Origin of the sequence: Pseudomonas sp. Irchel s3b6, from assembly GCF_900187415.1 — a bacterium.
Taxonomy (GTDB): Bacteria; Pseudomonadota; Gammaproteobacteria; order Pseudomonadales; family Pseudomonadaceae; genus Aquipseudomonas.
Window position 1 is genome coordinate 213,936 of the sequence record NZ_FYDM01000003.1, and the last position, 13,051, is coordinate 226,986.

At 56.8% G+C, this 13,051-nt stretch carries 9 protein-coding genes; all 9 read right to left on the reverse strand.

Going from position 1 to position 13,051, the window contains the following annotated elements:
* Positions 1 to 47: 47 nt before the first annotated feature.
* The 9 genes from CKW07_RS07075 to CKW07_RS07115 all read right to left on the reverse strand — a co-directional run bounded on the left by CKW07_RS07075 (position 48) and on the right by CKW07_RS07115 (position 12,961).
* Entirely contained in the window at positions 48 to 2,189 is a 2,142-nt protein-coding gene (locus CKW07_RS07075) for a type I secretion system permease/ATPase (RefSeq protein WP_095144225.1), read from the reverse strand.
* Between the two features lies 1 nt (position 2,190).
* Positions 2,191 to 3,579 carry an HlyD family type I secretion periplasmic adaptor subunit gene (locus tag CKW07_RS07080; protein WP_095144226.1) on the reverse strand — a complete coding sequence of 463 codons (1,389 nt, stop codon included), beginning with the start codon at positions 3,577 to 3,579 and terminating at the stop codon, positions 2,191 to 2,193.
* A complete protein-coding gene (locus CKW07_RS07085; protein ID WP_095144227.1) occupies positions 3,576 to 5,702 on the reverse strand; it encodes a peptidase domain-containing ABC transporter in 2,127 nt (708 codons plus the stop codon). Before CKW07_RS07085 ends, CKW07_RS07080 begins: the two co-directional genes overlap by 4 nt.
* A gap of 476 nt (positions 5,703 to 6,178) precedes the next feature.
* A complete protein-coding gene (locus CKW07_RS07090) occupies positions 6,179 to 6,547 on the reverse strand; it encodes a hypothetical protein (protein WP_095144228.1) in 369 nt (122 codons plus the stop codon).
* 62 nt (positions 6,548 to 6,609) lie between these two features.
* The gene (locus CKW07_RS07095) at positions 6,610 to 7,650 is read right to left on the reverse strand and encodes a fimbrial protein (protein ID WP_095144229.1); all 1,041 of its coding nucleotides are present in this window, start codon (positions 7,648 to 7,650) and stop codon (positions 6,610 to 6,612) included.
* 141 nt (positions 7,651 to 7,791) lie between these two features.
* Positions 7,792 to 10,401 carry a fimbria/pilus outer membrane usher protein gene (locus CKW07_RS07100; RefSeq protein ID WP_095144230.1) on the reverse strand — a complete coding sequence of 870 codons (2,610 nt, stop codon included), beginning with the start codon at positions 10,399 to 10,401 and terminating at the stop codon, positions 7,792 to 7,794.
* A 184-nt stretch (positions 10,402 to 10,585) separates the two neighbouring features.
* Positions 10,586 to 11,326, reverse strand: coding sequence for a molecular chaperone (locus tag CKW07_RS07105; RefSeq protein ID WP_095144231.1), 741 nt, complete (start codon positions 11,324 to 11,326; stop codon positions 10,586 to 10,588).
* A gap of 70 nt (positions 11,327 to 11,396) precedes the next feature.
* Entirely contained in the window at positions 11,397 to 12,014 is a 618-nt protein-coding gene (locus CKW07_RS07110) for a fimbrial protein (RefSeq protein ID WP_095144232.1), read from the reverse strand.
* A 317-nt stretch (positions 12,015 to 12,331) separates the two neighbouring features.
* Complete coding sequence (locus tag CKW07_RS07115; RefSeq protein WP_095144233.1) at positions 12,332 to 12,961, reverse strand: response regulator transcription factor; 630 nt, start codon at positions 12,959 to 12,961, stop codon at positions 12,332 to 12,334.
* Positions 12,962 to 13,051 lie beyond the last annotated feature (90 nt).

Sequence of the window (13,051 nt, forward strand, 5' to 3'; positions counted from 1 at the left end):
GGATTGACGGCCACGGCATGTCCACCTGGCCGTCTGTGATCGGGATATCAACCCTTCATCTGCAACGCCCATTGCCGGGCATACAACCCGTCCAAAGCGAGCAGTTGTTCGTGGCTACCTTGCTCAAGGACCTGGCCTTGATCGATGACGAGAATTCGGTCGGCATGACGCAGCGTGTTGAGGCGATGTGCGACACTGATGACCGTGCGGCCCTGGGCGATTCGCTGCAGATTGGCCATCACCGCCGCCTCGGACTCGTAGTCCAGGGCACTGGTGGCCTCGTCCAGCAACAGGATCCCTGGGTTGGTCAGCAACGCCCGAGCCAGGGCTATGCGCTGACGCTGGCCGCCTGAAAGCTGGCCGCCGCGCTCACCGACCTGGGTGTCGTAACCCTGGCTTAGCGCCTCGATAAAGGTCGCAGCACCGGCGAGGGTGGCCGCCTCGTGTACTTCGGCATCGCTGGCCTGGGGTCGGCACAGGCGAATGTTCTCGGCAATGCTGCCAGCGAACAGCACGCTTTCCTGCAGCACCACGCTCATGTTGCGACGCAGGGCCACCGGGTCGGCAATGGCCAGGTCGATGCCGTCCACCAACACCCGCCCGTGCTGCGGTACATAAAGGCGTTGCAGCAGTCGGGTCAGGGTCGACTTGCCCGAGCCGGAAGGCCCGGTAATACCGATGAACTCCCCTGGTTGTACGTCCAGGTTGAGGTTGCGCAGGATTTCCTGGCCATCTTCGTCATAGCGAAAACGCACGCCCTGGAAACTCACCGCGCCCTGCAGCGCCGGCACTGAGGCCAGACCGCCGCTACCGCTTTCACACTCGGTGTCGAGAATATCGCCCAACCGTCGCAACGAGATCAGGGTGTGCTGGAAATCCTGCCAGACCTGGGCCAACCGCAGAATCGGCTCCACCACATGGCCGGCCAGCATGTTGAAAGCCACCAGTTGGCCGGGCGTCAACTGCCCGTCCATAACCAGCATAACGCCCCACCACAGCAGCAACGCGGCGGTCAGCTTCTGAATCAGGCCAATACCCTGCCCGGCCCAAATACCGACGATGCGTGTGTGAAACGCAGCCCTCACATACGCCGCCAACTGACGTTGCCACTGCTGCTGGAAACCGCCTTCGGTGGCGCCGGTCTTGATGGTTTCGATGCCCGTCACAGTCTCGGTGAGAAAGGCGGTGTTTGCCGCACTCAGCTCGTATTCGCGCAGCGCCCGGCTGCGTAACAAGGGGCCCACGCACAGCCAAAACAGGAAGTACAGGACCAGGGAGCCGACCACCACCCATGTCAAGAGTGGTGCATAGCTGTACATCACCGCGATGAACAGGCTACAGAAGGCCAGATCCAGCACCAGGGTTAGCGCCGAACCGGTGAGAAACTGGCGGATCTGCTGCATCTCACCGACTCGGGCGATGATCTCGCCCGTTTGACGACGCTGGAAGTAGCTCAGCGGTAGCTGCACCAGATGCTGGTACAAGCGCGCGCACAATTCAGCGTTAATCTTGCTGGCCAAGTTGCTAAACAGCCAGGAACGCAGCAGGCCGAACAACGGTTCGAACAGCGCCAACGCCAGCAGGGCAATGCCCAATACTTGCAGGCTGGACATACCCCGGCTGACCAGCACCCGGTCGATGATGTTCTCGAACAGCAGGGGCGTGACCAGGGCTACCAACTGCAGCATCAGCGAGACCAGTAACACGCTACGAAACTGCCGCACATGTTTGAGGATCGATGGCCAAAACCAGGCCACGCCGAAAGCAGGCGGTTTCAAACCGGTGTGCTGTTCAGCCAGCAACAACACCTCGCCCTGCCACAGTTCAGCCAGGTCTTCACGGGGCAGAGTCTGACAGTGCCCCTCTAGCGGCCAGAACAGGTTGACCTGCCCTGGTTCGACGGCATTGAGCACCACCCACCCGCGCGCGGTCTCCAGCAAGGCGGGTAACGGCAGTTGTTCCAGGCGCTGGACGCTGCTGCGCACGGCCCTCGCCCGCAGCCCGGCCCAGCCGGCACAACGGCGCAAGTCGATACTGTCGGCCATGCCCTCGACGCGGCCCAGGCGGTGATTCAGCTGTGCCGCCGTGAGGGTCAGGTCAAAACGCCGTGCCGCCCATACCAAGGCCTCCAGGCCAGTATCCAGGATGTTCGGTGTATCGTCGCCAGCGTGGATAAATGCAGTGGTCATATCAACGCTCCCGCAGGGCTTCGGACTGGTATTGCTGGATCGGGCTCAACAGGTAGTCAATCACCCGCCGATCTCCCGTGCGAATCTCGCCGGTCACTGTCATCCCTGCCTGCAAAGGCACCCAGCCCTGGTCCACGGCAATAGCGGCCTTTTCCAGGCGGATGCGCGCTGGGAACACCAATCCCTGCTGCTCATCCTTGATGGCATCACCAGACACATGCATAACGGTCCCGCGCAAGGTGCCGTATCGGGTATAGGGGAAAGCATCAACCTTGATCTCCACTGGCTGTCCAGCCCTGACAAAGCCCACATCCTTGTTCAACACCATGACTTCGGCATCCAGCTCCGCTCCCTCTGGCACAATCACCAGCAGTTGTTGCGCTGGCTGTACCGCACCGCCCAGGGTATGCACCGCCAGTTGTTGCACCACGCCATCAACCGGTGCCAACAACGTTTGCAGGCGCTGCTTGTCGCGCCCGCGGATCAGTTGCTGCTCGAGAATGGCAATGTCCTGCTGGGTACGATGGCGCACGTCGTGCTGCTCGCGCTGGGTCCTGGCCAGAAAACTGTCGCGCTGATCCTGCCGGTTGCGCGCCTCGGCCTTTAGCACCTGCAGTTCGGCATGCTGTTGGGCCAGCGAGCGCTCGACCTCCAACTGCTCCTTTTCCTGCTCCAATAGATCAACCTGGGGCATCAGTTGCTGGGCCGCCATCGCCCGGCGTGCATCGAGGCGCCGCCGGACATTGCTAGCCAACTTGCCCAAGGCGGAAATCTCCACACTGCGAGCCCGCTGGCCGGCCTGATTGATGGCCATCTCAGCATTCAGGCTGTCCAGGTTGGCGTTGATTTCTTTCCAGGTGCTTGCCAATTGCGCACGGGCTTCCATTGATTGCTCCGGGCTCAGATCGGGTGGCGGCAGATAGCTGCCAATCGGGTCATTGCTCAGCAGCGCCTGGGCCCTGGCCAGCTCCAGGCGTTTGAACGCCAGTTGAGCCCGAAGCTCGCTCAGCTCGGCATCGACACCAATCGGGTTCAACGCCACCAACACATCACCGGCCTTGACCCGTTGCCCGTCACGCACGTGGATTGCACCGACCTCACCCGCATCATGGGCCTGAATGATTTTGGTGTGGCTAGGCACTATCAACCGGCCAGAAGCACTGGCGTGAATGTCGAGAAAGCCGAGAATCGCCCACGCCAGCGCCAGTGCGATCGACAACATCAACACCATCGCCGTGCCGCGCGCCCAAGGCGCTGGTGGTCGCTCGACAATCTCCAGATAACCGGGCTGGAACTCGTACTCGTCGCGACTGCGTTTGAGTGCGGCAGGCGCCTGGCACAAAGCGCGCCAAGCCTGCCGGGGAATGCTCAACAATGACCAACGCATCATGCCTGCTCCTTGCGTAACGCACGTTGCAACGCCCATAGGCGTGCATAACAACCACCGTTGGCGAGTAACTCAAGATGGGTGCCCGATTCACTGACCCGCCCCTGCTCAACGGCAACAATGCGTTGGCATTGGCGCACGGCCGACAATCGGTGAGCGATGATGATCACCGTGCGCCCCTCAGCGATCCGCGCCATGTTGCCCTGGATCAATGCTTGGGATTCGTCGTCCAGTGCACTGGTGGCCTCATCAAAAATCAGGATCCTTGGGTCGCCCATCAGTGCGCGGGCAATGGCAATGCGCTGGCGTTGACCACCAGACAGCGATCTGCCCGCTTCAGCCAGCACCGTGTCGTAGCCCAACGGCAGTTGCAGAATAAAGTCATGGGCGCCCGCCAAACGGGCTGCGGCGATGACTGCTTCCAGGGAGGCAGTGGGATGACGCAGGGCAATGTTCTGTCGCACGCTGCGGTTGAACAAATAGTTTTCCTGCAGCACCACACCAATCTGGCTACGCAGCCAGGCCGGCTCCAGCTGCTGCAGAGGCAAGCCGTCAATCAGAATGCGTCCGGCATCAGGGGTATAGAGTTTTTGCAGCAAGCCGGTCAGCGTGCTTTTGCCAGAGCCAGACGGCCCGACGACTCCCAGGGTCTGGCCCGCGACGATGTGCAGGTCCAGCCCCTTGATCACAGGTTCCAGGTCGGGACGATAGCGGAACACCAACTGCTCGATGCGCACCTCGCCTCGTAACGGTTGTAGCGGACGCAGTTGGCCCTGCATCTGCTCGACCGGCAGGTTGAGCATATCGCCCAGCTTGTCCACCGAGACTCGTACCTGGACAAATTGCTGCCAGACCTCGATCAACTTGGCCAGCGGCTGACTGATGTGAGCCAGCATCATGTTGAAGGCGATCAATTGGCCGATGCTCATCTCCAGGCCAATCACCTTGCTTGCACCCCAGCAGATCACCGCAACGGCGGTAAATTTCTGCAGCAGGGTAACTGCCTGGCTAATCGAGCTGCCCAAGGTCTGGCTGGCGAAACCGGCCTCGACCATCTCAGCGGTCTGGGACTCCCAGCGCCGTTGCATCCGCGGCTCTACCGCCAGACTCTTGATGGTCTCGGCGCTGCTCACGGTTTCGTTGAGAAAGGCAGTATTGCGGGCAGAACTCTGAAACTGGCGCTCGATGCGCTTCTCCAGCGCTCCGGTGCTGATCCAGGCCAGCAGGACATACAGTGGAAGCGTCGCCATCACCAGCAGGGTCAAGGGCCATGAAATCCAGGCCATGACCGCAAAAAACACCAGGGTGAAGACGACATCGATGCACAACGTCAGCAGTGAGCCCGTGAGGAACTCACGAATGCTATCCAGTTCCTGAACCCGGGTGATGATCGCGCCCACCTGGCGCTGCTTGAAATACAGCAGCGGCAACCCCAACAGATGACGGAACAGTTTGATGCCAAGACCAATGTCGATGCGATTGGCGGTATGTGCCGAAAGGTATTCGCGCAAGCCTTTGAGCAAAACCTCGAAGATCCCCACCACGACCAGCGTCATGACCAGAACATCCAGGGTCGCCAGGGCCCGATGCGCCATGACCTTGTCCATCACCGCCTGGAAAAACAACGGTGTCGCCAGGGCCAGTACCTGCAACAGCAACGAACACAACACCACCTCCGTCAACACCCGACGATGGCGCAGCAGCTCTGGAGCAAACCAGGACAGATCGAAACGCAGGCCTCCCTGGCGCAGACGGATCACTTCCCCGCTCCACTGTTCGGCCAATTGCGCTCGCTCGATCACATCGGGCGTGCTGGCCAAAGGCGATTGAATCAATGCCTGGGCGTCAGACAGGCGTGCGAGCAGCACGAAGTCGCCCGCCCGGGTGCGCCAGACCAAAGGCAACAACTTCGGCGTCAGCTTGCGCAACGACAAGCGCTCGAGCCGCAGATTGACTCCGGCGCACTGCCCGTAGTGCTTGACCGCGCGGCGTACGTCCGGGCCGGTCACTTCCTGTTCGGGTTCCGGAACCCGCCCCTGGCACACTTGCAACAGCAGCCGGCAACAGGCCAGCGCTGTACGGACCTCGGCCGCCGTAGCGGAAAGAGGAAGCGCCCGCCCCGTCATACCGGAGCACGCGATAAAACGTGGGAGTAGAATGTTGCAGAATTCGCTGACATAAACCGCTCTTTACATGATCAAGGGAACATGGAGGCACGGTCGAATTCTGCGTCAATAAGTGTGAGTTGATAATCACAGCCTGGATTGAAAGGTTTTAATTAAAACTTAATAGTTAACTTGAGATGTTGCGTAGGGCATCTAAGCCCATTCGAACGCATTTGTGCAACTTAAGAAATTTCTTGCAGACACAAGCACTGCCCTGAGTGAAACTGAACGGGTTGCTCCGCATAGAGAACTTTGCCCCCGCTGCTGGCGGTAATACTGCGACTTAAGATTTCGTGACCGCATTGTAGCCCCAACAGGCGCCACGCTTAACTTAAGTAAACAGTATTACGCCACCGGGGGATTTTTTGCGTTTCCCCATCTTAATGCGTCATCAAGGCGGCACTCTGCCTACCACCAGGCGCCACCTGCCGCACGCTTTAGTCCTTTGCACACCCTTGTGCCGCATTGATCAACCTGCCTTTGTCAACCCACGCATGCCTCTGGTAAACGGTGTAGGTGGTTTGGCCGCTGGCGCGTGACAGTTCGACAAGCCCTGCTGCCGTAGTGGGGTCGATACTGCCAATAAACAGGTTGATGCTACCGTTGTTCTCCACGGTAAATGCTTTTGTGCCGCTGGTGAGTTCGTGCTTTATGCAGGCGATGTAAGCTTGAGTGCCTTTGGCCGTAACACCATTGGCATGATTGCGATCAAGTCCTATATCCGAATGATGTGAGCAACCAGCGACCACCAATAGAGTGTAGACAAATAAAGTTTTACCCAATCTTCCAGCGATCATTGCTTTCATATGTTCAGCTCCTGGTTTTCGGGCACGGTGAATCCTGACAACGCTGCAAGTTAAGCCCGTAGCTATTGATATGAAAACGTTATTGTCGAACGCGCGTGAACCGTTCCAGGTTGCACGGCTGCTGCTGTTTGCACATATCTCACTGTAAAAGGAATTATATGCTCGGTCGCAAGCGAAGCGGCATTGCCGCCGACAAACCATTGGTTTTGGGTGCCTGCAATTCGCGAGTCAGGTCCATATGACACCACGCCCGCCCTGCCTGTTGCGCTAATTTGAAGGCCAACCCCTGCGGCCGTTGAATCTTCTGCAAGCCTCAAGAAATCGCCCCTGTTATCTGGGAAGTTAGCATCTGTCATAGTTGCATGCAGGGCAACGCCAGCATCGCAGTTTACGCCAATGGTAAAACGTTTTGAGCCAGCGGTTGAGCCTACGCCTTGGAAGCTGCTCCTGGAAACCGTGGGAAGCACTACCTGCTGATTCCGATCAGCAGCAAGTACCGAGCAGGTTACACCAGTGACGAGCACCGTGGTTCCGCGATAGGATATATCTTCCCCACGCGCTCTTCTTCGACCAGGCATTAATTCCCACAGCACAGTTCCAACGCTCCTAGCACGAAGACGATAAGTGCCAGGAGCTAACGGGCCTGTGGCGATAAATCTGACCTGTATATTGATGTCTCTCCTCGCATGCTCTGTCCGAGTATAATTCCCAGTAAAATCAGAAGTATTACCAAGGTGATCCCGAGCTCTCAAGTAATATCCAATGTTTTCAGTTCCAGTTGGATACACATTATAGTCGACCCCTTCTTCACTTGTGGTCAATACCGGTGTCACACCATTTGGCATTAGCACGACACTAATCGTAGTGTCAGCGGGACAGTTATTCGCCCAATACCCCGCGACAGCGGTCCCAGACCACTCACCTAAAGTGGAACTTCTCTCTATCATCGCAGACCTTGCAGTCATCGGAGTAGGACGTAAGGGGCGGCTGTCGCTGTTAGTTCTGCATGCCCACACATAACCCGGGAAGTTGATTTCAATCACCAGCCCAACCAAAAAAACAATCCCTACCGAATTAAACAATTTTGTCTTGAACACTTTCATTACAACACACCAATTAATGTTTCTCTGATTGCAGAGTGGTATGCCAGACCTACCCCTACGTATTTACTCATAAAGTTGTTTTTTGCCATCCCGCACAATCCGTTCACTCCGTTCTTCAGGCAAATTTCCCGAAGCTAAACCCTATACACGACACGGCAAATCGACCCGCTCTAATTCCGCATTCGCTTGGTGCTTCTCCCTGGGCTTGAACTGATAAGTCATACTGCACTGACTTGACTCCTTGCCATGGGTGCTGACCCACAACCTGCCCTGGTCGCTGCCGAGGCGAGCGAATATCTGCCCGCCCTGCCCGACCACACCCACTGTGCGACCGTCCGAATCGTAGACATTGGCCCCGAAAGGCAAAGGCTTGCCATCGGCCTGCTGAGCATTGATCAGTAATGCGCGGCCCGTGACGGTCTTGAAGCGGGCCATGACCACCGCGCCACTGCGCGGCACCACTTCCTGACTGGTGCTTTGCAATTCAACGTCATCGGAAAGACCCTTGGGATCGAGTCCCAAGGTGTTTACCCGGTAAGGCGTCAAATACGGCACGACTGCCTGGCCATTGCGGTCGAGTTTCACGCCAGTGGCATTGTCCAACGTCGCACCAGCCGCCTCAGGGGCATGAACGATGGCAATGGTGTCACCCAGCGGTTGACCGAAAGTAAATCCGGCCGGATGGACGACCACCGAGCCACTCCCCCCCAGTGAGGCCTGCTGGAAGTCGCTCCCCTTACTGAGCGAAGCACTCAGATCGGCCGCCGAGGTTCGGCGCTGGACGTTAGCGCTGGTGCTACTTGAATGCTTACCGCTGCTTGGACGATTGTTGCTGGCCGAAATACCATAGCTCAGGCTATGGTCTTCGCCGCTGGTTCCACTCAAAGTACTTTGCACGTCGGCACTGCCGTCGCTGTTGGAGCTGGCACTGGCACTCAGATGGGCGCGATTTGTGCTACTGGCCGATCCCAGGGGCATGCTAAAACTGACCATGTATTGGGTGGAGTTCTCGCCATACATATCCTGAGTGCGCGAGGCGCTGACACCCGCACTGCCCCAGCTGAAAGTGTGGTTGTAACCTGACTGAAACTGCTTATCACTGCCCGGACTGTTCCAATAATTCTGCACCGAGGCATTGAGATACAGGTGCGAGCTATTGTTGATGCGCTGGCTGACGTTCAGTTGCGCTCTGCTGCGAGCATGACGGAAGGCGTCCGGGTTGCTGTCGCCACTTTGTTGAAATTGGTCGCGGGCAACAAGTGCATCGCGTATACCGAAATAACCTTCAGTGGAATAGCGATACGCGGCAACCGTGAAGTTGGTGCCTGTGTTTTGCAGTACTTTATTATAGGTGACCCGCGCCGATTGACCGTTGAAGGCCTTGCCCGCCAAGTCGGTTTTCGAGGCGGTAATGTCTGCGCCTAGAGCACCGTATTCGCTGTTCAACACACCACCCAGTAGAGCAGCACTATAGCCCTCGGAGGCTGACATGCCGGCATAGCCGGTCACCAGATTGCTAAGTCCTCGCTGGTAGGTGGCCTGGGCAACAGTGGGCGAGCTACCGTACGACAGGTTGCGCGCCTGGCCAACAGTTGCCGTGTAGCGTGAAGTACCTTCGCGCAGGGAACGACTGACCGACGAGAACGGCACGATAAACTGCTTTTCCTGCCCATCGGCTTCAGTCACTGTGACTTCCAGATCACCGCTTTGGCTGGCAGGGTTCAAATCGGTGATTTCAAAGGCCCCGGGGGCGACGGAGGTCTGCTGGATGATAAAACCGTTCTGACGCACTGTGACCCGCGCATTGGTGGCGGCCACGCCACGAACAACGGGGGCATAGCCACGTAGCGAGTCGGGCAGCATACGATCGTCAGTGGCCAGCTGCACTCCACGTGTCGCAACCGAATCGAACATCTCGCCATCGGTGAACACATCACCCACCGTCAATTCCGAGCTGAGGGAATCGATATCCCGCTGCGCGTAGCGGGTAACAACCTGGTAGGCCTTGCCAGTTTCGTTGTTCCAGTTAAGCGCCGAACGTTGGCGCAAACGCCAAATGCCCAGATTGATGCCAGCATTGAAATCGGCATATGCGGTGTTGCTCTGACCGCCCTGACCACTGCTTTGGTAAGCGTTAACACTGTAGTTGACGAACGCGGCGTTAACGCCCCTTTCCCAGCGCTGTGGGCTGACATAGCCGCGTGGACGGTTGAGCATTGCGACTTGCGGTACGCTTAACTCAAGCCGTTGATCGGCACTGTCGTAGCGATAGGTCGCATCGGCGATGAGGCCGAACAGATCCTTGGAGGCCGCTTCAGCACCTGCGCTCGCTTGTAATTTGTCGGTATCAACACCGAGTTGATCCAGCAGCTCCAATGGCAGCTCAGGCTTGGCCTGGTGCGGTGTCGCACCAGGAATAAACGCGACATCGAAGCGCCCTGCAGGTGCGCCGTTGATACTGAGGTCAACACTGTAGGTGCCTGTTTCGACCGGGCTTCCCCGACTGTAGCGCTCGACATCAAGCGAACCGGCGCTCGCGCCCATCAACATGCTGCTGTCAAAGTTGGCGAATTCACTCGAGGGGCCGTCGAACTCTTTCGCCCGGACAGTGGAGGTCAGACCAAAGCTGTCAATCAGGGTCGCAACTGCAAGTGACTTTAAACAAAAAAGATTAAAGCAGCGAGTAACACTGAAATTGTTCCCACGCCTATTGAGGTTACGCCCTTCCCAGGTTTTGACTTGCGACGTCATTCAAACCACCACAGCCCCAAGGCTTTTTCTTGCACCAACGAGGAAACGTCACGAAGACAAAAGCCTCAATGATTACTTGAATACACAAGAAAGTTCTTCAGGCTTTGACAGCCTTAAACACAACAAACAGCTAACGATAAGAGCATGACGCTCGACTACCGTACGCAACTATTGAGAAGTCCTTCTATAATAAAATAGGAAGCTCAAATTTACTGGTGCCACCGTAATCATTCACCACGCCCCCTTCAACTCGGCTGCCGCTCGCTGGATTGTAGGAGCCCTTAAGTGGCAGGGTCTTGCGCTCGCCCGGCGCGAACATACTGTTTGCCAAGTTCAATTCAGCACTGGCATCGCCCACTTTGAGCGAGTTCAATGTTAGAAAATAGGGTGTTGTATTAACCCCTTCAAGGGCCCAACCGCCAGCGCTGTTCTTCAACCGCCATTGGATTTTCTGGGCAGCCTGCGCCACATCTTCTTTCAAGCCAGCCGGACGATAGAAGAGCTTGATCCGGCTGCGAAAAGCAATGTTGAGCTTGTTTTGCCCATCCTCGGCAGACGGTGGAACTTCCAGTACATTCAGCCAGAATAATGATTCCTTATCCTGTGGCAGCATTTGCTGACCAGTCAGGCGTACCCGCAGGGTCTGCCCCTGGCCGGCATTGACCCGGGCAATGGGAGGGGTCAGGACAAACGGCGCCGTGGAAGTATCCGGCCCGCTGTGCCTATTACTGTCATCAACCCAGGACTGCACCAGAAGAGGAACCTCCCCGGTATTATCGAGCTTGACGCTGACTTCCTTCTGGTCGGAGGGATAGATCACCCGGGTACCGTTGATCACGATGGCCGCCTGGGCTTGAGTAATAAAAAGGCTGCTTAAAAGGATCAATCCAGACAGCAACCGCCGAGGAAACTTAAAGGGTCGCATCGCTTATCTCCTAGCGCTTGTAAATGGTTGCTGGCAGCCGGGGGGCCATAGCGGCCCACCGGCATATGGCTTAAAAATAGACGATGGAGTAGGCTACGCTGGAACTCACAGTGCCCGCGACAGGAGCGGCGATTCGGCGGTATTTGACGGTGTAAGGCAGCGTAAGGCTGCCGCCATTTATGCTTGCGATAGCGAGGGCGGGAGCTTGACCAAGCACAAGCGGGGTGTTGCTGGCCCCTTGGTGGATCACTAGCTCTACACCAGCTCCATTGCCAAGGGTGCTCAAGCCCCCCTGAGCATTGACGCGAGCGCCCTGTTCGAAATGTACCGCCGCACCATTGGTGGCGGCTCCGCAGGCGCTCAGCACGACGTTAAAACTGGTGTCGCCAGTTGTATTGCCATTAGCGGTCAGCTGATCCAATCGGGCGGCTGGCAAGATCACAGTAGGATTAAGACCGCCACCGTTGACATTGACGGTACAGGTAGTAGCAGTGATTGAACCGTTGAAGGTGATGGTGCCATCTGCAGCTTGGGCCGGCAAAATAATTGCAGCGCCCAACACAGTACTAACGGCAGTAGCAAACAGCGTTTTTAATTTCATGGATTTTCCATATATAAGTTGAATCGACAGACTTGCTTTGACACCAAAACTAAACGCGGCCCTCACCCGAAACAAAAACCTGAACATACTTCAAACCCTTCCTTGAGCACCCATTAGCGAATCACCGAACCACTCACCATAAAGTTACGGCGAGTTGAAACATCGGAAATTCCCGTCCCTCAGAGGCGGGGTATATAGGTAGGTTTCTGTTTGGAAGCGACAGGTTCAGTTTCTAGGAGAGCAGTGCTGGCGTCTGCAAGAAAAGTCTTAAGCTGCACGGATTGGCATGGGGATGAGTACTAGATCTACACGGTAGAGCGCGCGCCACCTGAAGGGCAGCGCTTAGACTTGATCGAATGGCCAGAGCACGAACGGCCTGCCACCCGTGAAGATTGGCGCCCGATTCAGATCAACTTGTTGCGTCGGGCGAGGTCGGCAAGATCGACCACAGACTTGACACCCAGCTTGTCAATCAAGCGGGCTTTATAGCAGCTGACCGTCTTGCTGCTGAGCATGAGGTTTTCAGCAATCGCCTTGTTACTCATGCCTCTTGAAAGCTGCTGCAACACCGAAAGCTCGCGATCAGAGAGTAAGCCGATCATTTCCATTTCACCCACCAGCATGTCGCCTTTACGGGTAGAAACGTTGACTTCGTCAGGGTAATAAATTTCCCCTTTCATGACCGACTTGATGGCGTCGGAAACAGCGCCCAAGTCATCCGTCTTTGTTATAAATCCTGACGCCCCCGCCTTGATACAGCGCTGCGCGTAGTATTCCGACGCCAACGAGGTAAGGATAATAATTCTCGTTGGCAACTCAAGCCTTTTGATCCGGTCGATGACCGCAATTCCATCGAGCTTGGGCATCGTCACATCAAGGACGACAATATGTGGATTGTGCTGGCGAACAAGACTGATGGCCTCTACACCGTTTTCCGCCTCGGCCACCACGTCATGCCCCGCCTGAATCAGCACTGCACGCAACGCCAACCTAATGAGCGGATGGTCATCTACCACAAGAATTTTGTACGCCACGTCGCTAACCCTTGCTTTCTATAAGGTGATAGCGAGTGTACCATGGAGGCATTGAGATATCAGCCGCTTTAACCCGGGTTCTTATCAGTA